Origin of the sequence: Streptomyces sp. NPDC018000, assembly GCF_044328025.1 — a bacterium.
GTDB lineage: Bacteria > Actinomycetota > Actinomycetes > Streptomycetales > Streptomycetaceae > Streptomyces.
This window is the reverse complement of the sequence record NZ_JBIRGM010000022.1, coordinates 17,898-37,952: the sequence shown is the minus strand read 5'-3', so window position 1 is coordinate 37,952 and position 20,055 is coordinate 17,898. Positions and strand designations below refer to the sequence as shown.

Genomic DNA, 20,055 nt, shown 5'->3' with positions numbered 1-20,055 from the left:
TGCCGTCAACGTAGAGTTGGGCCTTCGACCGAGGTAAGGGGGCGGCACGGTGAAGCGGTTCGACCGGCTGAAGGAGATTCAGCGTCTCGATCCGGAGCGGGACTTCTTCCGGATCTACCGGATCACGGCAACCTACGAGTTTCCCTGGGACATCACTCGCGCCCTCGAACTGGCCCTGTATCGCACCTATGCCGTCCCCAGCATCGGGCGACTCCTCGCAGAGACAGCGGAACTGACGGACCGTTCGCAGAAACGCTACGACGACACCGCACTCCTCCTCGACACCGTCGTGGAGCACGGCTTCGACAGTGCCCCGGGGCGCACGGCCATCCGCCGGATCAATCAGATGCACCGAAGCTACGACATCGGCAACGACGACATGCGCTATGTGCTGTGCACCTTCGTCGTCACCCCGAAGCGGTGGCTGGACAGCTACGGCTGGCGTCGGCTGTCAGACCATGAACTCCGGTCGTGCGCCGCCTATTACCGGACCCTGGGCGCCCATATGGGCATCAAGGACCTGCCGGAGACCTACGAGGATTTCGAGCGCACCCTGGACACCTACGAGGCCGAACACTTCGGCTGGGACGAAGGGGGACGCCGCGTCTCCGACGCCACGCTGGACCTGATGGGCTCCTGGTATCCGAGCCCCTTCGCCGCCGTTGCTCGGAAGGCCGCCCTAGCCCTCCTCGATGATTCGCTGCTGCGTGCATTCCGATACGAACGCCCGGGCGCCGCTTCCCGTAACCTCACCCGCGGCGCTCTGCGCCTGAGAGCACGGGCCGTGCGACTGCTGCCGCCGCGTACCACACCGCACTACGCCCGGCAGAACCCGGAGATCAAGGGCTACCCGGACGGCTATGAGGTTTCCGGCCTCGGCACGTTCCCCACCCCGGGCATGCGCGGCTGTCCGGTTCCGCACAAGCGGCGCCCCGACGCTCCGGCCGACTGAGCGGGAAGGGAGAGGGCTCGCGGGTCAGGGCGCCCGTACGGCAAGGGCGAGAAAGCGGCCGTCCTCAACTGTGTACGCGGCGGGCCGCCGGCCCGAACACTTCAGCGGCGGGCGGAGGCTGTGCTCGGCGCGCAGGCCGTCGACCGTGATCCGGCGGCCGTGGCACACGGCCGGGGCGGCCCGCCCGCAGAGTGAAACATCGGGAATGGGGTGCACGTTCGAGCACTGCCTGATCGGTCGGGAACATTTCTCTGTCATATTTCAGCAGCTTTCGAAATGAGCCCGGGGCGCGCGCCCCCAGCGCGACTAGCGTCCTCGATCCATGGGACACCTGGACCACGCCACCTTCGGCTGGCTGACACCTGCGCTGTCGTACGCGATGGCATGCATCGGCGCGGCACTCGGACTGCGCTGCACCGTGCGGGCACTCGACACGACCGGCCGTTCGCGCCGCAACTGGCTGATCACGGCCGCATCCGCCATCGGCTCGGGCATCTGGACGATGCACTTCATTGCCATGCTCGGCTTCGGCGTGACCGGAACCGACATCCGCTTCAACGTGCCGCTGACCCTGCTCAGCCTGCTCGGTGCCATGGTGGTGGTCGGCGGAGGCGTCTTCGCCGTCGGTTACAGCCGCGACCGGACCAGGGCGCTGTTGCTCGGTGGGCTTGCCACCGGACTCGGCGTCGCCAGCATGCACTACCTCGGCATGGCGGCACTCCGCCTGCACGGCACGATCCACTACGACCCGCTGCGGGTCGTACTCTCCGTCGTCATTGCTGTTGCAGCCGCTACGGTGGCGCTGTGGGCGGCGCTCAACATCAAGTCGCCCCGAGCAGTCGCGCTGGCCTCCCTCGTCATGGGCGCGGCGGTCAGCAGTATGCACTACACCGGAATGATGGCGGTCTCCGTGCAGGTTGCACCCTCCGGAAGGGAACTTTCAGGGGCCACGACCATGCAGTTCATCTTTCCCCTGGCTGTCGGCCTCGGCTCGTACCTCTTCCTGACCTCGGCGTTCGTGGCGCTCTCCCCGACGGCCGGCGAACGCGCCGCCTACGTCTTCGCCGAACGCACCGCAGGACCCACCGAAACGGGCTCATCCGCAGCCGCACCACCGGAATTCACCGAGCGCGGACCCGTCTTCCGGGCACGGCGTGGCGACATGGGTGACCACGACGTATCGCCCGTCACCACACCCTGACGCCGCTGCGCCCGGCACTGCGACACACCCAGCTCCACACCCGGAACGAGGAGGCCATGCGCCCACCCCGCACGACCCCGGAAACCGGTGCGGCGGCCGCCGCCCGGCCCCCCGCCCCAGCGGCACGCGGACGCCGCGCGCACGCAGGCCCGCCGGCCGACGAGAGCGCCGAGCACGACGTGACGCTGCCGACGCACCACACATCCGCGCCGCGCGAACGGTGGACGCTTCGTCCCAGGACCGTACGCGCGAAGATCATCTCGCTGCTGATGGTGCCGGTCGTCTCACTGCTCGCCCTGTGGGGTCTCGCCACGGTCACCACCGCCCAGGACGTGGCACGGCTACGCCAGTTGCAGCGGGTCGACGACGAGGTCCGGGCCCCGATATCCACCGCCGTCGCTGCACTCCAGAGCGAGCGCCGGGCGGCCATGCTCCAGTCCGAGGCCCCCAGCAGCGCCCAGGCCGCCGCACTGGAGCGCCGGACCGAGCGCACCGACACCGCGCTCGCCGCCCTGCTCCTCGACAGCGGTCACACCATCGCCGAAACCGGCAACTTTCCGCGCACCGTCGCCGACCGGCTCGACCGGTTCCTCGCCCTCACCCACCGACTGCGCGCCGACAGGAACGACACAGGCGACGAAAACGCCGTGTACGACCAGTACACCGCGGCCGTCTCCGCGGCCCTCGGCGTCTGTGGTGCCCTCACCGGAATTCAGGACGACGCACCCGGCTCCGACGCCCGAGTCCTGCTCGAACTCTCCCGCGCCGACGAGATGCTGGCCCGCGAGGATGCCCTGCTTGCCACGGCCGCTCGCACCGGAACGTTCAAGGCCGGCCAACTGCGACTGTTCACCGGAGCAGTGGATTCCCGAAGGGACCTCACGGAGACGGCGGGCGCAGATCTGCCTGCCGCCGAGCGGGTCACCTGGCAGCGTTTCACCGCCGGGGACGCCTACCGGAAGCTCCAGACCGCCGAGGACAAGGTGCTCGCCGCGCCTGCCGGACGCGAGGCCGTGAAGGCAGTGCCCGCCGCCGACTGGCAACGAGCAGTGGACCGCGTACGGAGCGAGCTGCGCACCATCGACACCATGCCCGGCAAACGCGCCGCCGACCGGGCCGGCCCGCTCGCCCGAGGCCTCTTCAGCCCGTCCGGAGCCGCTGTCCTCTTCGGCTTTGTCGCCGTCGCCGCCTCACTGGTGATCTCCGTACGCATCGGCCGCGGCCTCGTCGTCGAACTCGTCGATCTCCGCAACAGCGCCCTGGAGATCGCCCGCCGTAAACTGCCGCGGGCCATGCAACGGCTACGGGTGGGCGAGGAACTCGACATCGGGGCCGAGGCCCCGCAGGGCCCGGCCACCCACGACGAGATCGGCCAGGTCGGCGAGGCACTCGGCACAGTGCACCGGGCAGCCCTCAGCGCCGCCGTCGAACGGGCCGAACTCGCCGACGGCATTTCCGGAGTCTTCGTCAACCTCGCCCGTCGCAGCCAGGTGCTGGTGCACCGTCAGCTCAACCTCCTCGACAGCATGGAGCGCCGCGCCGACGACCCCGACGAGCTGAGCGATCTCTTCCGGCTGGACCATCTCACCACCCGGATGCGACGGCACGCCGAGAGCCTGATCATCCTGTCCGGCGCGGCGCCCGGACGGGCCTGGCGGATGCCCGTACCGCTGACCAACGTCGTACGTGCCGCCGTCTCCGAGATCGAGGACTACGCCCGCGTATCGGTACGGCAGCTGCCCGACGCCGCGGTGAAGGGCACGGCCGTCGCCGACCTCACCCACCTGCTGGCCGAACTCATCGAGAACGCCGCACAGTTCTCACCGCCACACACCAAGGTCCGCATCAGCGGCGAGCCCGTGGGCAACGGCTACGCCCTGGAGATCGAGGACCGCGGCCTGGGCATGGGCAACGAACTCCTCGGCGAGGCGAACCGGCGCATCGAGCAGGCGGAGCCCCTGGACCTCTTCGACAGCGACCGGCTCGGCCTCTTCGTCGTCAGCCGGCTCTCCGTGCGCCACCACATCAAGGTTCAGCTGCGCACCTCCGCGTACGGCGGGACAACCGCAGTGGTTCTGCTGCCAATGGCGCTGCTGCACAGTGCACTGCCGGCGGCCGGGACGCCGACTGCGCCGGAAAACACCTCGGTCGAGCGCCGGGACGACCGGGACCGCCCGCCCTTCGGACCCGGACCCCGTGCGGTGCGGCCGCGGACCACCCCTTGCCCGGCGCCGGTACCGGTAGCCGTGTTCGAGTCCCGTCCGGATCCCGCTGCCGCCGTCACCTCGCTGCGCGGGCGTCCGGGCGGAATGGATGACCGCAAGGTCCAGGCCCGCTCGGAAGAGCAGCCCGACGGCGGCACCCTGCCGCGCCGGGTACGGCAGGCCAGCCTCGTTCCACAACTGCGCGTGGAGACCCGCCCCGACGAACCGCCACGCGGCGACCCGAATGACACGGACCGCCCGCCCGAGCGCACCCCCGAGCAGGCCCGGGAACGCATGACCGCCTACCGCAACGGTTGGGTGCGCGGCGGCGGTGCCGCCCCCGGCGCACCATCGCCCCGATCGGGCACCTCAGACCCCCGTCCACGCAGCGAAGGAGACCATGCATGATCGCGAATGAGAGGGCCGGGGCACGCCAGGCCTCGGGTGAACTCGACTGGCTGCTGGACGATCTGGTGGCGCGGGTCGGCGAGGTCCGCCACGCCGTCGTGCTCTCCGGCGACGGACTCGCGGTGGGTGCCTCCAGCGCCCTGAGCCGTGAGGACTCCGAGCATCTGGCCGCCGTGGCCTCCGGATTCCACAGCCTGGCCAAGGGTGCGGGGCGCCATTTCCGGGCCGGGAACGTACGCCAGACCATGGTGGAGATGGACGAGGGCTTTCTGTTCGTCGCGGCAGCGGGCGACGGATCGTGCCTCGCCGTACTCAGCACGGCCTTCGCCGACATCGGACTGGTGGCCTACGAGATGGCTCGGCTCGTCAAACGTGTGGGTGAGCATCTTCGTACCCCGTCGCGGTTTGCCGCACCCCCGTCGGCTGTCGGCTGAGAGGGCGGAGACGGCTGTGTCCATGACCAACGAGGGGTCGGGAGGCATCCCGCGGACCTCGGGCCCGCACGTACGTCCGGGCAGCCATTGGTACGACGCCGAAGCCGGCCCGCTGGTCCGTCCGTACGCCGTGACGGGCGGCCGGACCGAACCGGGCCCCACCGGCGTCCAGTTCGATCTGATCGCTCTTGTCACCTTCGACGACAACGCACCGGACGGCTCCGGGGAATCCCTGCTCGGTCCCGAGCACCGAGCCCTGCTCACCCTCTGCCGGTCCGAGCCCCAGTCCGTCGCGGAGCTCTCCGCCGATGCCGACCTTCCGGTTGGAGTCGTACGCGTACTGCTCGGCGATCTGCTCGAAGCCGGCTGTGTACGCGTCAGCCGCCCCGTGCCGCCCGCACAGCTGCCGGACGAACGCCTCCTGCGCGAGGTGATCAACGGTCTACGGGCTCTGTAGGGGCACGTCGGCGACGTGGCCGGGCAGTACGCGGAGCACGCGGGCCTCTCTCCTGGCCTGAGCGGAGGGACGGGAGAGAGGCCCGCACTAACGACCTCGCCCACGATTGGCAGCGGCGTCGCGGCGTCTGGGACCTCCGCCTCCGGCGTTGTCGTCAGTCGCCGACGCGCCGCGTCGACTCCCTCCTCCGCCTTGGATCCGAAGGCCCCAGACGCCGCTCCTTCTCCCACTGCCAATCGCGGGCGAGGTCGTAATCGCCCGTACGGTTCCTCCGGGTCAGACATTGACCCCGTAGTCGGACGCGATGCCGGCCAGGCCCGAGGCATAACCCTGGCCGACCGCACGGAACTTCCACTCCGCGCCGTGCCGGTACAGCTCGCCGAAGACCATGGCGGTCTCGGTCGAGGCATCCTCGCTGAGGTCGTAACGGGCCAGTTCGACGCCGTTCGCCCGGTTCACCACGCGGATGAATGCGTTGCGGACCTGGCCGAAGCTCTGACCGCGGCTCTGCGCGTCATGAATGGAGACCGGAAAGACTATCTTGGCGACATCCGCCGGGACGGCCGCCAGGTCCACGTTGATGGACTCGTCGTCGCCCTCACCCTCGCCGGTCAGATTGTCGCCGGTGTGCTGGACCGAACCGTCCGGGCTCGTCAGGTTGTTGTAGAAGACGAAGTGCAGGTCGGAGAGGACCTTGCCGGCATCCGAACACAGCAACGCGCTCGCGTCCAGGTCGTGATCCGCGCCCGTCGTCGTCCTGACGTCCCAGCCCAGGCCGACCGTCACTGCGGTCAGACCGGGCGCCTCCTTCGACAAGGAGACGTTGCCGCCCTTGGCCAGGGTCACACCCATGAACTTCCTCCATTGGTTCAGTGGTTCGGTGATGCGGTGATCAACGCTTCTTCGGCCGTCGCCCGGGTCAACGACGATGCCTCGCCCTTGGTTCCCTTGATTGCGCAAACCCTGAAGTGATGGACGGGGAGGGTCGTGCGCTGGTGACCACGTGTCTCATGCGCGTGTGTCGGTGCTGGGGCTCGCATCGGTCTCCTTCATGGCCTTCGCCTCGCTCTTCAGGATCCGCACGGATTTACCAGGGCGCGGGCCGTGGCAGGCAGCTTTTCCGAGCCGAACAGTGCGATCGCCGCAATCGTCACGATCAACAGGTGCCAGGGTTCGAGGCCGTTGCGCACCATATGAGTGCCGCCCTTCCTTTCGGTGTCTTGGTCGGCGTTTCCGCTCGGCGTCCGCGGACAGTGCTTCAGGCTGGCTGTGGCAGGTCCGGTGATTCACTCGAACAGCGATACTTGCTACGTTGCGCAACTGTACAACCATAGGGCGGTGGAGCACGTCTTTCACCGTGGAAGCCGGACGGGGTGGCCGATGACAGGAAGTCACAAGTCAGCAGCGGGCGGGCGAAGGGGCAGCCGACTGAGACGAACAGCCATGTTCGGGCTGTCGTTCCTCGTGCTGCTCGTCGCGGGCGTCGGGTGGGTCTACCTCAAACTGAACGGCGGCATCGACACCTTCAGCGCGGACGGGATCTCGGGCGACCGGCCGCCCGGCTCGTCGAACGGTCAGAACGTCCTGGTCATCGGATCGGACACGCGCTCGGGCGACAACAGCAAGCTGGGCGGCGGCACGGGTGCGGTGGGACGCTCCGACACCGCATTCCTTCTCCATGTGTACGCCGACCACAAACACGCGGTCGCGGTGTCCGTTCCCCGTGACGCCCTGGTCGATATCCCGGCCTGCAAGATGCCGGGCGGTGAGTGGACCGCGCCGCAGCACGACGTGATGTTCAACGGCGCGTTCTCGGTCGGGGAGACGGCAGAGGGAAACCCCGCCTGCACCCAGAACACCGTCGAGCAGCTCACCGGCTTGCGTGTCGACCACACCGTCGTCATCGACTTCGCCGGATTCTCGGCACTGACCTCGGCCGTCGGGGGCGTTCCGGTGTGTCTGCCCCAGGACGTCTACCAGCGCGACCTCAGCCCGAAGCGGCCCACGCAGGGTGCCCGGATCTTCACGAGGGGCCCGCAGACCGTCTCCGGGCAGCGGGCACTCGACTACGTCCGACTCCGGCACGGCATCGGTGACGGCTCGGACATAGGGCGGATCAAGCGTCAGCAGGCGTTCGTGGCCTCCCTCATCAAGAAGGTCAAGTCCCAGGGGCTGAACCCCACCACACTGCTGCCCCTCGCCGACGCGGCTACCGACGCGATGACCGTCGACCCCGGGCTCGGGTCGGCCGACCGGCTGCTGTCGTTCGCCATGTCGATGAAGAACATCGACCTGCACAACACCAAGTTCGTCACTGTCCCCTGGCGTTACGAGGGCTCGCGCGTCGCGATAGTCGAACCGGACGCCGACGCGCTCTGGGCAGCGCTGAAGGCCGACCGTACGGTCGACGGCCAGGACGCCAGTGGCAGGGGACCGGCCAAGGGCAAGGGGGCGGCGAGCGACGGGGCATCACCCGCGGCCGCTGCCTCGGTCTCCGGCACGGGCATCAGCATCGGCGTCTACAACGGCACCACGGTCAGGGGGCTCGCGGCCCGGGCCACCGAACTCCTGCGCGCCCGAGGCTTCACCGTCACCACCACGGCCACCGCGAGCAGCCAGGACTACGCCTCGACCGTCATCGAGTACGGACCGGGCCAGCGGAACGAGGCAGAGACCACGGCACGGCTGTTCGCCGGAGCCCGGACGACCGCTTCCGACACCGCCGGAATCCAGGTGATCCTCGGCAGTTCCTACGCACAGAACCCTTCGTTCGCACCCGAGACTCCGGCCCCCTCCGCTGTGCCGTCCACCGTCGCCGACGGAGCGCGGTCGGCCGACGACGACCCATGCGCGGACCTCTCGTACGGCTGACTTTCCCCGCAGTGATGGGAAGGCGGCGCTGTGCCGGAGTCCGGGTGGTCGATGTGCGACGGGGTCACGAGAAACTCCACTTCCGTTCGTAGCGCGCACGGACCGCCCACAGTCCGTATGCGTAGAGGGCCAGTACCGTTGCAAGCAACAGGTAATAGAGCGGTGGCAGCGGACTCATGCCCAGCAGCGGACCGACCGGGGTGAGCGGCAGCAGCAGGCCGATCACCGCAAGACCGGACGCCGCCGCCGGCAACGGGCCGCCGCTGTGGCCCTCGGCAGTGCGGCGGCCCGTACGGAGCAGCAGTATCACCAGAGCCTGGGTGAGCAGGTTCTCGGTGAACCAGCCGGAGTGGAAGGACTCCTGCCCGCCCGATGTCGCCGAACCGTGCAATGCGCAGACCAGCACGGCGAACGTCGCCAGGTCCGCGGTGGCGTTCAGCAGACCGAAGCCCGTGATGAAGCGGAGGAAATCGCGCGGACGCAGCACCGTGGGCCGCCGCAGCACCGCGGGTGCGGGCTGGTCGAACGCGAAGGCGAGCTGTGCCACGTCGAAGCACAGGTTCTGTACCAGGACCTGTGCCGGAAGCATCGGCAGGAACGGCAGCATCAGCCCCGCGGCCAGCATCGCGATGACGTTGCCGAGGTTCGACGAGAGCGTGATGCGCAGATACGCGGCGATGTTCCCGCTGCAGTGCCGGCCGGCCGTGATCGCATGGTCGATGGCCGCGAGGTCCTTCTCGGCAAGCACCACATCGGCGGTTTCCCGCGCCACGTCGACCGCGTTCCGTGGGCAGATGCCGACATCGGACGCGTGCATTGCGGGCAGATCGTTGACGCCGTCACCGAGGAATCCGGTCGTGTGTCCGAAGGTACGCAGCGCGGAGACGATCCGGGCCTTGTGCTCGGGCGTGCAGCGGGCGAAGACAGTGGCCCGGTCGGCGGCCTCCGTGAGCTCCCGGTCCGACAGCGCGTCGATCCCTTCCGCGGAGACGACCTCGCCCGGATCGAGGCCCAGATCCCGGCAGGCACGGGTGACGGTTCCCGGATCGTCGCCGGTGAGGACCTTCACGGCGATGCCCCTGTGCTCCAGCACGTCCAGCGCTTGTGCGGCGCTCGGCGTGAGCGCGTCCCGCAGAGCGACGAACCCGATGAAGGTCAGCCCCCGTTCGTCGGCCGTCGTGTACGTACCGAGCCGGGCGGGCCGCTCGTTCCGGGCCACCGCGAGCAGCCGCAGACCGCTCGAGGCCTCACGGGCGGCCAGGGCCCTCAGCCGGTTCCGTTCGGCATCGTCCAGGGCACAGCGGTCGAGCACCGCTTCCACTGCCCCTTTCGTGACGATGGTGTGGTTGCCGAGCCTCCCGGGGCTGCGGACGACCGCGGTGGCGAGGCGCCGCACCGGATCGAACGGCAACGCGGCCACCCCGTCGTACGCGGACAGCGCCTCCTCCCGCTCCTCGGTTGCGTCCAGAACCGCCTCGTCGAGTGCGTCGGGGGCGGGCAGGTCAGCGAGTTGCAGCGACCACAGTGCGTTCACCGCGGCCCAGTGCAGCACCTCGGGATCGGACCGGCCCGCCCCGTTCAGCGACCGTTCGACGACCGGCCGGTCCTGGGTGAGGGTTCCGGTCTTGTCGAGACACAGCACATCGATCGCACCGAGATCGTGCAGAGCGGGCAGCCGTTTGACGATCAGCCCGTGGTTCCGGGCGAGCAGCGAAGCGCCCCTGGCCAGCGCCGTCGTGACGATCACCGGCAGCATCTCCGGCGTCAGCCCCACTGCCACTGCGACGGCGAACGGCAGCGTCTCCAGACCGCGACCGCGCAGTGCCGCATTGGCCATCAGCACCAAAGGCGGGGTGAGGAGCATGAACCGGATCAGCGTCCAGGAAATCCCCTGCACCGAACGGTCGAAGGCGCTGGTGCCCCGACGGCGTGCCGCAACGTCGTACGCGGCGGCGAACCGGGTATCCGCACCCGTGGCCGTCACCACCGCCGTGCCACTGCCCGACGCCACGCTGCTGCCCTGGAAACACAGCTCGGGCCGCGCGAACAGTCCGGCCTCGTGACCGGGTCCGGCGTCGGCGGTGCGGTGCCGGTCCGGAGCATCGACGGGCTGTTTGGCGACCGGCATCGACTCGCCCGTGAGGGCCGACTGATGCACGGTCAGGCCGCTCGCGCGCAGCAGCCGCACATCGGCAGGCACAAGATCTCCCGGACCGAGTCTGATGACATCGCCCGGCACCAGCTCCCCCACCGGCATCTCGCGCGCCTGTGGTGTGGCATCCGGGCCGGTGCGGCGCAGCACGGTCGCGGTGGTCGCCACGAGCTCCCGTAGCGCGGCCGTCGAACGGTCGGCCCGGTGCTCCTGCGCTGAGCGCAAGAGACAGCTGACGACCACGAGCGCGAGCGTCACGGATGCCGTACCCCATGAGGCCACCGCTGCCGAGACCAGACCCAGAGACAGAAGTACCGAGGTGAACGGATCGCGCAGGCTGCGGATGAAACGGTGGGGCCAGGAGACCGGACGCCAGGCGGGCAGGGTGTTCTCGCCGAACCGTGCCAGCCGTTCCTCTGCCTGTCCCTCCAGCAGCCCGCGCGGCCCGCTGTCCAGCGAGCGGAGAACCTGCAAGGAGGTTGCGGCAACCGGCGAAGCGGGCGGCGCGATGTCGGAGGCGGCGCTCCGGCCGATCGCCGCGCGCGTTATCGGTACCACGACGGCGGACGACCGGGCGGGATCGGTGCTGCCGGGACCTGCGGCGGCACTGCTCTCAGGCACCGAGCTCACTGAGGCGCACAGGGTGCGCGGGCGTGTGTCCGGCGCGTTCGGCGAGCTGGCCGACCATCAGCCGCACGACGGTCACCACGTCGGGGTCGTCGACCAGGTACACCTGCCGACGGCCTTCGCGGCGTGACCGTACGAGACCGGCCAGTTTCAGCTTGGTCAGATGCTGGCTCACCGAAGGAAGGGTGCCGCCCACCCGGTCCGCGAGGCCGGTCACATCGCTCTCGCCCTGGGACAGGGCCCACATGATGTGCAGCCGCGCAGGCGTCGCCAGCAGGCCGAAGGCGGAAGCCGCCTCCACCAGTACCTCCGCGGGCGGATCCTCGAAACCGCCGTCGGCAGCTGTCGACACTGTTGCTCTCCCTGTCCGCGTGGGCCATTCCTCGCACCCGAAGCACCCAGTGTAGGCGCCACACTGCTGCCGTCCGCGGGCCCGTGCGCTTGTGAGCGTTCCGTGCGCTCACGACCGGGAACGGCAGGCGCACCCAGTTCAGACGCATCGGATTGTGGACTCATCCGGGCTGTCAGTGAGCGGGAACGGTCACATCGCTAAAAAATCGATCCCGTCCCCCGGGGCAGGTTCTCGTTTGCCATGCTGTCGCCGTACTCATGCTGACGGTCCACGGAATCCGAGCCCTTCAAGACAACTCTGACCTGCGTATTCAGCGTCTTGGGACTCACTGGTGAGAGAAGTGATCGATGCCTTCCGAGCACGCTGACAACACCCACGGGAAGACGGCCGGGGAGGCCGCGGAGACCGATGCCCTCGCACTGAAGATTCTGGTCGCGGGAGGCTTCGGGGTCGGGAAGACGACGCTGGTCGGCGCGGTCAGTGAGATCCGGCCGCTGCGGACGGAGGAACTTCTCAGCGAGGCCGGGCAGTTCGTCGACGACACCGACGGGGTCGATCGGAAGACCACGACGACCGTGGCCATGGATTTTGGACGCATCACCATCCGCTCCGGTCTCTCGCTCTATCTGTTCGGCACACCTGGACAGGACCGCTTCTGGTTCCTGTGGGACGAGCTCTCCCAAGGGGCGCTCGGGGCCGTCGTCCTCGCAGACACCCGGCGCCTGGCGGACTGCTTCCCGGCCGTCGACTACTTCGAGCACCGCGGCATCCCCTTCGTCGTCGCGGTCAACTGCTTCGCGGGCGCTCGCGCCTACGGCGAACGCGAGGTTTCCCGTGCCCTCGATCTCGAACTCGGCACGCCTGTCGTGCTGTGTGACGCGCGCGACCGGGACTCCGGCAAGGAAGTCCTGATCCGCATGGTCGAATACGCCGGCCGGATGCACACCGCCCGGCTTCTCGACTCGGTGAGCTGACCCTCCCGGCCTACATCTGTTGCGCGCCAAGGGGCCAGGACCCAGCCACATGACCGCGGAGTGCTTGCCCGTACGTGACCAGTGCGCGAGGCTTACGCGAAACGTGGGACACAGGGAACGTATGAGCGGGGAGGAGCGGGAGAATGGCGCTGGACAGGGAACTCGACTGGCTACTTGACGATCTCACGAGCAGGGTCGAGCACATACGGCACGCGTTGGTGCTGTCGAACGACGGACTGGTGACCGGAGCGAGCACGGGCCTGGCGCGTGAGGACGCGGAGCATCTTGCCGCGGTCTCGTCCGGGCTGCACAGCCTCGCCCGTGGATCGGGACGCCACTTCCGGGCAGGGAAGGCCCGGCAGACCATGGTGGAATTCGATGAGGCACTGCTCTTTGTGACGGCCGCAGGGGACGGCAGCTGTCTGTGTGTGCTGAGCGCGGCCGAGGCCGACGTCGGCCAGGTCGCGTACGAAATGACGCTGCTCGTGAACAGAGTCGGAGAGCATCTCGGTGTCGCCGCGCGGCAGTCGGGAAGTGAATAAAACAAGCGGACCTGACCCGGCTGCGGGAGTTGTCCACAGGCCGGGCAAGCGATGTCTGTCCCGGGTTACGGTGTTCACAGCGAGTGATTGAATCTCACGGGGCAGAGCATCATGACTGTTACCGAAACTGTGTGTACGGAGACTGCAAGCACGATGGCTCTGAGCACGGCAGCCCAGGAACTTCAGCTGAAGCACGGCGGGTTCGCCATTGCCGTGCATGTGGGTCTCGTCCATGTACTGGATTCTGATTCCGTACGTGATCCGGCGCAAAGCACTCGCGCGGGGAGAACGGCACCGGCATCATGGCCCACATGCTGATCAGGGAAGCCACTGCTGAGGACTGGCCTGCCATCTGGCCGTTCTTCCACGAAATCGTTGCCGCGGGCGAGACCTTCACCTACCCGCCCGATCTCGGTGAGAGTGACGCCCGTTCCTGGTGGCTCCTCACGTCGCCGAACCGCACGGTCGTCGCAGTCGACGACGACGGGACCATCCTCGGCACGGCAAAGATGAACAACAATCACATGGGCAACGGCGCGCACATCGCCAGCGCCAGCTACATGGTCGACCCCAGGCGTTCCGGGCAGGGTGTGGGCCGGGCTCTGTGCACGTACACGCTGGAATGGGCTCGCTCATCGGGGTTCCGAGCCATGCAGTTCAATGCCGTCGTGGAGACGAACACCTACGCCGTCCGGCTGTACCGCGCGCTCGGCTTCGAAATTCTGGGAACCTTGCCCGAGGGGTTCAACCATCCCAAACTGGGATTCGTCGGACTCCACATCATGTACCGCCCTCTGTGACAGCCACCCTGCCCGCATTGTCTCAACCAGCGCTGATGTGGGGTCAGCTGTGACTTCGCGTGCTTCGTGGGGCGGGCGCACGCGTAGTCATGAGGGGCAGTACGGTGCGCCCCACCGCAATCGGGCGAGACGGGAGGCCTCGTCCGCCACCCGATCAGCGGTGGAGCGGCTGCGGTCGTGCTGCGGACACGCGGCAAAATCCGGGCCGAGGGCCGGTCCGGGTGGCCTCTGCACCCCTGCTGCCCGAGCCCGGGACCCGCCCCGCAGAATGGCAGGCGGAAGATCGTCCGCGATCGGCGGGCGATATGGCACAGGGGCTGACCGGAGCGCAATCATGAACCACGACGATCCCGTCCTGCTGCACACCGAGGGACGCATCCGGCACATCACGCTCAACCGCCCGCGCGCCCTGAACGCGCTGAACCACGCCATGGTGCTGCGCATCGACGCAGCACTCGCCGAAGCCGCGCTCGACGACACCGTCACCGCGGTCCTCATCACCGGTGCGGGGGAGCGCGGCCTCTGTGCAGGCGGCGACATCCGCTCGATCCACGAGGACGCCCGCGCGGGCGGCGGCGCATCGATGGACTTCTGGCGTGACGAGTACCGGCTCAACGCCCGTATCGCCCGATTCCCCAAGCCGTATGTTGCGATCATGGACGGCATCGTGATGGGCGGCGGCGTCGGTGTCTCGGCCCACGGAGACGTCCGTATCGTCACCGAACGCTCGCGCATCGCCATGCCCGAGACCGGCATCGGCTTCGTCCCCGATGTGGGCGGGACGTACCTGCTCGGTGCCGCGCCCGGTGAGCTCGGCACTCATCTGGCGCTCACCGCGGATGCGGTCGGCGCGAGTGATGCGCTGCTGTGCGGGCTGGCAGACCACTTCGTACCGTCGCAACTCCTTGCTGAGCTCACCACGGCCCTCGCCGCCTGTGGTACAGCTGCCGAGATCGAGGAGACGGTGCGGCGGTATGCCTCACCCCCGCCGAGCGGTGAACTGGCGGCGCACCGCGAGTGGATCGATGCGTGCTACCGGGCCGATTCCGTCGAGGAGATCCTCGACCGCCTCGACAACAGCGGTGTCCCCGCCGCAAAGCAGGCCGCCGAGACGATCCTGGCCAAGTCGCCCACCGCGCTCAAGGTGACACTCTCCGCCCTGCGCAGGGCCCGCAGGCTCGACGGTCTCGAGGCGGCGCTCGACCAGGAGTACCGCATTTCGTGCACCGCCTTCACCAGGCCCGACCTGGTGGAAGGCGTGCGTGCCCAGATCATCGACAAGGACCGCAATCCCCGGTGGAGCCCGGCTGACCTGGCCGGGGTCTCCGAGGCCGATGTGGCGCTCTTCTTCGCCCCGCTGGGCGACCGGGAGCTCGGCCTGGATCCCGGTTCCCGGACGACGGACTGAGCGGACGAAGACGGAACCGGGACGGACCGGGACTGTGGAGACCGGTTTCAGCGACCGTTGCCGGACATGCTCGGCTGAAGCGAGCGCACGAGATCGAAGAACCGGGACTCGTTGCCGCAGAGCCCCGCGCGCTCCAGAGCGCCATCGGCCTCCGCGATCGGGGAGGCGAGCAATGGCACATACAACGGGCCCTCGTCAGGTTCCGCGAGCGCGGCCCGGGTGGCCTCCAGCAGTCGGACATACGCCTGGGCCGCGGCGAGTTCGTCATTGCGCATCTCAGCATCTTCCGGTCAGAGGTGTCGGACCCACCAGCATCCCCCATGGGTCTGACAACGCACTCCCGCAGCGGCGCGAGGCCACCCACCAGCCACCGTTCGGCCGTCGGACACCGGCCTGTGTCGGCTCCGGACCGAGTTCCTGGTCGATCGCGGCATGGCTGCGGGTTGCGGCGTCGATGACCGCCTCCCAGCTGCCGTACTTGGCGAACTGCTGGTCGGCTGTCGGGCTCAGTCGGTTGCCGTACTTCGCCATGTCGCGTGCCTCAAGAGCCTGAACGGCCTCCGGGGACATGCCCGCGCGAGTGATGTCCTTGGCCTCGTGACGCTACGGTGGCCGGGACGTCCGGGAGCGATCAAGAAATCGGCGCGTACGGGTGACGGATCCCGATAGGGTCGACCGTCCGACAGCTCCGTACCCCAGAGGATCCACGCACTGTGCCCGATAATGTCCAAGGCCCCGGCACCGACCGCATCGACCGTGCCGAACTGCGCGCCGACTGCGCGAACTGTTTCGGACTGTGTTGCGTTGCACTGACCCTGGCCCGGTCCGCGGACTTCGCGATCAACAAGGATGCGGGTAAGCCCTGCCGCCATCTGCGGGAGGACTACCGCTGCGGCATTCACACCGAACTGCGGACCCAGGGCTTCCCCGGCTGCACCGTGTACGACTGCTTCGGAGCCGGCCAGAAGGTCTCCCGCGAGACCTTCGACGGGCAGGACTGGCGCCGGGCCCCGCAGACGGCCCATCAGATGTTCCAGGTGTTCCCGGTCATGCGACAGCTCCATGAACTCCTCTGGTACCTCACGGAAGCACTGTCCCTGGAACCGGCGCGCTCCCTCCACGCCGAGATACGTCGCAGCCTCGACGAGACGGAACGCCTCACCCACCTTCCGGCTGAGGCATTCACAGATCTGGACGTGGCCGCGCACCGAGACGACGTCGCCGCCCTCCTGCTCCGTACCAGCGAACTCGCACGAGCCGCGGCACCCCGTGGGAAGAAGCGCGACCACCGCGGCGCCGACCTCATCGGAGCCAGGCTCGAAGGCGCAGATCTGCGGGGTGCCGATCTGCGAGGTGCGTACCTCATCGCAGCGGACCTCAAGGGCGCCGATCTGCGCCTGGCCGACGTGATCGGGGCCGACTTCCGGGACGCCGACCTTTCCGGCGCCGATCTCACCGGAAGCCTCTTCCTCACCCAGGCGCAGCTCAATTCGGCCAGGGGCGACGCGGCGACGAGACTCCCGCCCCCGCTCAGCCGCCCCACACACTGGGGCCAGTGATTTCCGGCCCGGACAGTGATATTGACGGTCAGGACACCGCACACGCCACGCCTGAACGAGTAGGCCGGTGCGGCGGGGCACCGCCGAAACCCGTGGTTCGTTGCAGAGTGTGGCGTACCCGGAACGCCTTCGACGACCGGACCGAGGAGTCCCGCACATTCCCAGCAGTACCGACCGCAGCCGCACCGAGCAGAGCCGCACCCGCCTGATCGAACGGCTCATGGAGCAGTTCCCGCACGTGCCCAGGGAAGCCGTCATCAAGGAGGATCTCCTGCGCGGCGGCCTGGCGTTCGACGAGTCCGCCCTCAGCGACAACGAGGGCGGCGATGTCAAGCCGAAGTCGTACTTCATCTTCTCGTTCGACCACAGCACCCTCCCCGAGCTCGGCGCGGCCGCACTCCGCCGTCCGCCGGAGGAGATCGTGCTCACCAAAGGCCCGTACGAACTGCGCAGGACCGTGGTGTCGGTACGGGTCAACCCGGCATCCCCGTACCGCGTCGCGGCCGACGACGACGGAGTGCTCGGGCTGTATCTCGACGGCCGGCGGATCTCCGATGTCGGCCTTCCGCCGATGCCGGACTACTACCGGCACACCCTTGAGAACGGCAAGTCCGTGATGGAGGTCGCGCCCACCATCCAATGGGGCTACCTCGTCTATCTGACGGTCTTCCGTGTCTGCCAGTACTTCGGGGCGAAGGAGGAGTGCCAGTACTGCGACATCAACCACAACTGGCGCCAGCACAAGGCGGCGGGACGCCCGTACACCGGCGTGAAACCGGTCGAGGAGGTCCTGGAGGCACTCGCCGTCATCGACAAGTACGACACTGCGAAGGCATCCACCGCCTACACCCTCACCGGCGGTGCCATCACCTCCCACATCGGTGGCCGCGACGAGGCCGATTTCTACGGTCAGTACGCCAAGGCCATCGAGGAGCGCTTCCCCGGTCGCTGGATCGGCAAGGTCGTCGCCCAGGCCCTGCCCAAGGCCGATGTGCAGCGCTTCCACGACTACGGCATCCAGATCTACCACCCCAACTACGAGGTGTGGGACCGCCGGCTGTTCGAGCTCTACTGCCCTGGCAAGGAGCGCTACGTGGGCCGTGACGAGTGGCACCGCCGCATCCTGGACTCCGCCGAGGTCTTCGGCCCCCGCAATGTCATCCCCAACTTCGTGGCGGGCGTGGAGATGGCCGAGCCCTTCGGCTTCACCACGGTGAACGAGGCCATCGAATCGACCACCGAGGGCCTGCGGTTCTTCATGTCGCACGGCATCACCCCGCGATTCACCACCTGGTGCCCGGAGCCCACCACCCCGCTCGGAAAGACCAACCCGGATGGAGCGCCGCTGGAGTATCACATCCGCCTGTTGGACGCCTACCGCGCGACCATGGAGGAGTACGGGCTCAGCTCGCCCCCCGGCTACGGCCCGCCCGGCCCGGGGCGCGCCGTCTTCTCCGTCAGCTCGTTCATGGACAGTCTTCCGGCCCGTCCGGACGACGTTCTGTAGCGCCGAGCCGGTCGTCGGGCACCACCGGGGCGCCGGAAGTCAGTTCACTTACGACCCGGCCGAATCCCTGCACCAGGGACGTTGCCCGTGGCGTCGCCCCGGGCGAGCACGGTTTGCACTTCGTGGGCTGGCTGCATCACGACACCACGTCGTATGCGGGGGACGGTCTGTGGACAGCCGACTACGTGACCGCGGGCAAGCCCAGGATCAAGGCGCCCTGGTGCATTCATCATTACACCGACCGGCCGTTCGACAAGGACGTCGCTGATTTCTCCTCTTTCTCCTCGCGGACCGCCATGCGTGACTGGGCTTGCGGGTAGCCGCACGCGCGGGCCGTGAGGCCGGTGATCGGGCATCGGCGATCGGGCACGCAGCACAGAACATCGGGCGGGGGGCACACAAAAGCGAAATCCGGCCATCTGAAATAATCTGTTTCGGGGCTTCTGTCACCTCTGTAACACCGCAGGGTGGCCGATCAGCCGGACGTGCCCGATCGAAGCGGAGGAGTAATCCATGAAAGCCGCCGTTGTCCGCAGCTTCACCGAGCCGCTGGTGATCGAGGAGAGGGCCGTGCCAACGCCGGCCGGGCACCAGGTCCTGGTGCGGATGGAGACCTCCGGGCTGTGCCACACAGATATCCACGCTGCACACGGCGACTGGCCCGTCAAGCCCAGGCCGCCGTTCGTGCCGGGCCACGAGGGCATCGGCATCGTCGAAGCGGTCGGCGCACAGGTCACTCATATTGCGGTGGGGGACCGGGTCGCCATCCCCTGGCTCGGAGAGGCGTGCGGACACTGCGACCACTGCATCTCCGGCTGGGAGACGCTCTGCCTGAAGCAGCAGAACAGTGGTTACTCCGTGGACGGCAGCCATGCCGAGTACGCACTGGCGCACGGAACGTACGTGGTGCCGGTGCCCGACGGCATCGACCCGCTGGACGCGGCACCGCTGACCTGCGCGGGCGTCACCACGTACAAGGCCGTGAAACTGTCCGGCGCGCGCCCGGGCACGCGCGCCCTCGTCTCCGGTATCGGCGGCCTGGGCCATCTCGCCCTCCAGTACGCGCGGATCTTCGGCGCCGAGACGATCGCCGTCGACGTCACCGACGAGAAGCTGGCCCTCGCCCGCGAACTGGGCGCCGACCATGTCATCGATGCCCGGGTCCAGGATGTCGCCGAAGAGGCCAGCCGGCTCGGCGGGGCCGACGCGGCCATCTCGCTGGCCGTGAGCAACGCGTCGTTCAGCGCCGCCTACGGTGCGCTGCGCCGGGGCGGCACGCTCGTCCTGGTGGCGCTTCCCGCCGAGGGCAAGCTGGAACTGCCCGTATTCGACACGGTACTGAACGGCACGAAGATCGTCGGCTCGATCGTCGGAACCCGTGAGGATCTCGCCGAGGTGTTCCAGCTGCACAGGCTCGGCCGCACACGTGTCGTCCGCGAGAGCCGAGGTCTTGAGGACATCAACGCGTCGATCGACGAAGTACTGAAGGGCAAAGTGCCGGGTCGTCTCGTCTTCGACATGCGCTGAACCGCACGGTGCTGAGCCGGACGGCGCTCGCCTGAGATGGGGGTCGATGCGCGGACGGGCGCTGCCCGGGTCGGGCGGTG

19 protein-coding genes and 2 pseudogenes are annotated in these 20,055 nt (G+C 68.4%); 14 read left to right on the top strand and 7 right to left on the bottom strand.

The genetic code is table 11. The features are described 5' to 3' along the window. The first annotated feature begins 49 nt into the window (after positions 1–49). Positions 50–952 carry an oxygenase MpaB family protein gene (locus ACH4EW_RS28145; RefSeq protein WP_398261604.1) on the top strand — a complete coding sequence of 301 codons (903 nt, stop codon included), beginning with the start codon at positions 50–52 and terminating at the stop codon, positions 950–952. Positions 953–976: 24 nt separating this feature from the next. On the opposite strand, the gene ACH4EW_RS28140 is transcribed toward ACH4EW_RS28145, so the two are convergent. Next, the gene (locus ACH4EW_RS28140; protein ID WP_398261602.1) at positions 977–1,168 is read right to left on the bottom strand and encodes a hypothetical protein; all 192 of its coding nucleotides are present in this window, start codon (positions 1,166–1,168) and stop codon (positions 977–979) included. A gap of 106 nt (positions 1,169–1,274) precedes the next feature. Here ACH4EW_RS28140 and ACH4EW_RS28135 point away from each other — a divergent pair, with 106 nt between their 5' ends. Genes ACH4EW_RS28135 through ACH4EW_RS28120 form a run of 4 tightly spaced genes read left to right on the top strand, consistent with a single transcriptional unit; the run spans position 1,275 to position 5,656 of the window. Beyond that, entirely contained in the window at positions 1,275–2,153 is an 879-nt protein-coding gene (locus ACH4EW_RS28135) for an MHYT domain-containing protein (protein WP_398261600.1), read from the top strand. Between the two features lie 56 nt (positions 2,154–2,209). After that, a complete protein-coding gene (locus tag ACH4EW_RS28130) occupies positions 2,210–4,765 on the top strand; it encodes a nitrate- and nitrite sensing domain-containing protein (RefSeq protein WP_398261598.1) in 2,556 nt (851 codons plus the stop codon). Then, the gene (locus ACH4EW_RS28125) at positions 4,762–5,199 is read left to right on the top strand and encodes a roadblock/LC7 domain-containing protein (protein WP_398261596.1); all 438 of its coding nucleotides are present in this window, start codon (positions 4,762–4,764) and stop codon (positions 5,197–5,199) included. The genes ACH4EW_RS28130 and ACH4EW_RS28125 overlap by 4 nt, the downstream gene beginning before the upstream one ends. Positions 5,200–5,221: 22 nt before the next feature. After that, a complete protein-coding gene (locus tag ACH4EW_RS28120) occupies positions 5,222–5,656 on the top strand; it encodes a DUF742 domain-containing protein (RefSeq protein WP_398261680.1) in 435 nt (144 codons plus the stop codon). A gap of 276 nt (positions 5,657–5,932) precedes the next feature. Here the strand turns inward: ACH4EW_RS28120 and ACH4EW_RS28115 are convergent, their stop codons facing one another. Both ACH4EW_RS28115 and ACH4EW_RS28110 read right to left on the bottom strand, forming a co-directional pair. Next, positions 5,933–6,508, bottom strand: a complete 576-nt coding sequence (locus ACH4EW_RS28115) for a TerD family protein (RefSeq protein ID WP_189280859.1) — start codon at positions 6,506–6,508, stop codon at positions 5,933–5,935. Between the two features lie 168 nt (positions 6,509–6,676). Further along, positions 6,677–6,849, bottom strand: a pseudogene (locus tag ACH4EW_RS28110) (twin-arginine translocase TatA/TatE family subunit); the annotation flags it as partial. Between the two features lie 250 nt (positions 6,850–7,099). On the opposite strand from ACH4EW_RS28110, the gene ACH4EW_RS28105 reads away from it, so the two are divergent. Then, the gene (locus ACH4EW_RS28105; RefSeq protein WP_398261593.1) at positions 7,100–8,527 is read left to right on the top strand and encodes an LCP family protein; all 1,428 of its coding nucleotides are present in this window, start codon (positions 7,100–7,102) and stop codon (positions 8,525–8,527) included. A gap of 64 nt (positions 8,528–8,591) precedes the next feature. Here ACH4EW_RS28105 and mgtA read toward each other — a convergent pair whose 3' ends face one another. Both mgtA and ACH4EW_RS28095 read right to left on the bottom strand, forming a co-directional pair. Further along, complete coding sequence (mgtA, locus tag ACH4EW_RS28100; protein ID WP_398261591.1) at positions 8,592–11,300, bottom strand: magnesium-translocating P-type ATPase; 2,709 nt, start codon at positions 11,298–11,300, stop codon at positions 8,592–8,594. Then, positions 11,293–11,658: an ArsR/SmtB family transcription factor gene (locus ACH4EW_RS28095; RefSeq protein WP_398261589.1), complete on the bottom strand. Its 366-nt coding sequence runs from the start codon at positions 11,656–11,658 to the stop codon at positions 11,293–11,295. The genes mgtA and ACH4EW_RS28095 overlap by 8 nt, the downstream gene beginning before the upstream one ends. 347 nt (positions 11,659–12,005) lie before the next feature. Between ACH4EW_RS28095 and ACH4EW_RS28090 the strand changes: the two genes are divergently transcribed. From ACH4EW_RS28090 to ACH4EW_RS28075, 4 genes are all read left to right on the top strand, one after another. Further along, positions 12,006–12,632 carry a GTP-binding protein gene (locus tag ACH4EW_RS28090; RefSeq protein ID WP_398261587.1) on the top strand — a complete coding sequence of 209 codons (627 nt, stop codon included), beginning with the start codon at positions 12,006–12,008 and terminating at the stop codon, positions 12,630–12,632. Positions 12,633–12,775: 143 nt separating this feature from the next. Further along, entirely contained in the window at positions 12,776–13,174 is a 399-nt protein-coding gene (locus ACH4EW_RS28085; RefSeq protein WP_398261585.1) for a roadblock/LC7 domain-containing protein, read from the top strand. A 311-nt stretch (positions 13,175–13,485) separates the two neighbouring features. Next, positions 13,486–13,974 carry a GNAT family N-acetyltransferase gene (locus tag ACH4EW_RS28080; protein ID WP_398261583.1) on the top strand — a complete coding sequence of 163 codons (489 nt, stop codon included), beginning with the start codon at positions 13,486–13,488 and terminating at the stop codon, positions 13,972–13,974. Positions 13,975–14,308: 334 nt separating this feature from the next. Beyond that, positions 14,309–15,382 carry an enoyl-CoA hydratase/isomerase family protein gene (locus ACH4EW_RS28075; RefSeq protein ID WP_398261581.1) on the top strand — a complete coding sequence of 358 codons (1,074 nt, stop codon included), beginning with the start codon at positions 14,309–14,311 and terminating at the stop codon, positions 15,380–15,382. A gap of 47 nt (positions 15,383–15,429) precedes the next feature. Here the strand turns inward: ACH4EW_RS28075 and ACH4EW_RS28070 are convergent, their stop codons facing one another. Then, entirely contained in the window at positions 15,430–15,657 is a 228-nt protein-coding gene (locus tag ACH4EW_RS28070) for a hypothetical protein (protein WP_398261579.1), read from the bottom strand. A 1-nt stretch (position 15,658) separates the two neighbouring features. Beyond that, entirely contained in the window at positions 15,659–15,952 is a 294-nt protein-coding gene (locus ACH4EW_RS28065) for a hypothetical protein (RefSeq protein ID WP_398261577.1), read from the bottom strand. Positions 15,953–16,095: 143 nt separating this feature from the next. Between ACH4EW_RS28065 and ACH4EW_RS28060 the strand changes: the two genes are divergently transcribed. The 4 genes and pseudogenes from ACH4EW_RS28060 (at position 16,096) to adhP (ending at position 19,975) form a co-directional block, all read left to right on the top strand. Next, positions 16,096–16,941 (top strand): pentapeptide repeat-containing protein, encoded by an 846-nt coding sequence (locus tag ACH4EW_RS28060; protein WP_398261575.1) that lies wholly within the window; start codon positions 16,096–16,098, stop codon positions 16,939–16,941. A 157-nt stretch (positions 16,942–17,098) separates the two neighbouring features. Further along, complete coding sequence (locus ACH4EW_RS28055) at positions 17,099–18,448, top strand: radical SAM protein (protein WP_398261678.1); 1,350 nt, start codon at positions 17,099–17,101, stop codon at positions 18,446–18,448. A gap of 128 nt (positions 18,449–18,576) precedes the next feature. Next, a pseudogene (locus ACH4EW_RS28050) lies at positions 18,577–18,768 on the top strand (muramidase); the annotation flags it as partial. A gap of 193 nt (positions 18,769–18,961) precedes the next feature. Then, positions 18,962–19,975 carry an alcohol dehydrogenase AdhP gene (gene adhP, locus ACH4EW_RS28045; protein ID WP_398261573.1) on the top strand — a complete coding sequence of 338 codons (1,014 nt, stop codon included), beginning with the start codon at positions 18,962–18,964 and terminating at the stop codon, positions 19,973–19,975. Positions 19,976–20,055 lie beyond the last annotated feature (80 nt).

What these genes read in the sequence shown, in the direction of transcription:
- ACH4EW_RS28135 (WP_398261600.1), top strand. Translation starts at nt 1,275, where the DNA reads ATGGGACACCTGGACCACGCCACCTTCGGCTGGCTGACACCTGCGCTG.
- ACH4EW_RS28130 (WP_398261598.1), top strand. Translation starts at nt 2,210, where the DNA reads ATGCGCCCACCCCGCACGACCCCGGAAACCGGTGCGGCGGCCGCCGCC.
- ACH4EW_RS28125 (WP_398261596.1), top strand. Translation starts at nt 4,762, where the DNA reads ATGATCGCGAATGAGAGGGCCGGGGCACGCCAGGCCTCGGGTGAACTC.
- ACH4EW_RS28120 (WP_398261680.1), top strand. Translation starts at nt 5,222, where the DNA reads ATGACCAACGAGGGGTCGGGAGGCATCCCGCGGACCTCGGGCCCGCAC.
- ACH4EW_RS28115 (WP_189280859.1), bottom strand. Translation starts at nt 6,508, where the DNA reads ATGGGTGTGACCCTGGCCAAGGGCGGCAACGTCTCCTTGTCGAAGGAG.
- ACH4EW_RS28105 (WP_398261593.1), top strand. Translation starts at nt 7,100, where the DNA reads ATGTTCGGGCTGTCGTTCCTCGTGCTGCTCGTCGCGGGCGTCGGGTGG.
- ACH4EW_RS28090 (WP_398261587.1), top strand. Translation starts at nt 12,006, where the DNA reads ATGCCTTCCGAGCACGCTGACAACACCCACGGGAAGACGGCCGGGGAG.
- ACH4EW_RS28085 (WP_398261585.1), top strand. Translation starts at nt 12,776, where the DNA reads ATGGCGCTGGACAGGGAACTCGACTGGCTACTTGACGATCTCACGAGC.
- ACH4EW_RS28080 (WP_398261583.1), top strand. Translation starts at nt 13,486, where the DNA reads ATGCTGATCAGGGAAGCCACTGCTGAGGACTGGCCTGCCATCTGGCCG.
- ACH4EW_RS28075 (WP_398261581.1), top strand. Translation starts at nt 14,309, where the DNA reads ATGAACCACGACGATCCCGTCCTGCTGCACACCGAGGGACGCATCCGG.
- ACH4EW_RS28070 (WP_398261579.1), bottom strand. Translation starts at nt 15,657, where the DNA reads ATGCGCAATGACGAACTCGCCGCGGCCCAGGCGTATGTCCGACTGCTG.
- ACH4EW_RS28065 (WP_398261577.1), bottom strand. Translation starts at nt 15,952, where the DNA reads ATGTCCCCGGAGGCCGTTCAGGCTCTTGAGGCACGCGACATGGCGAAG.
- adhP (WP_398261573.1), top strand. Translation starts at nt 18,962, where the DNA reads ATGAAAGCCGCCGTTGTCCGCAGCTTCACCGAGCCGCTGGTGATCGAG.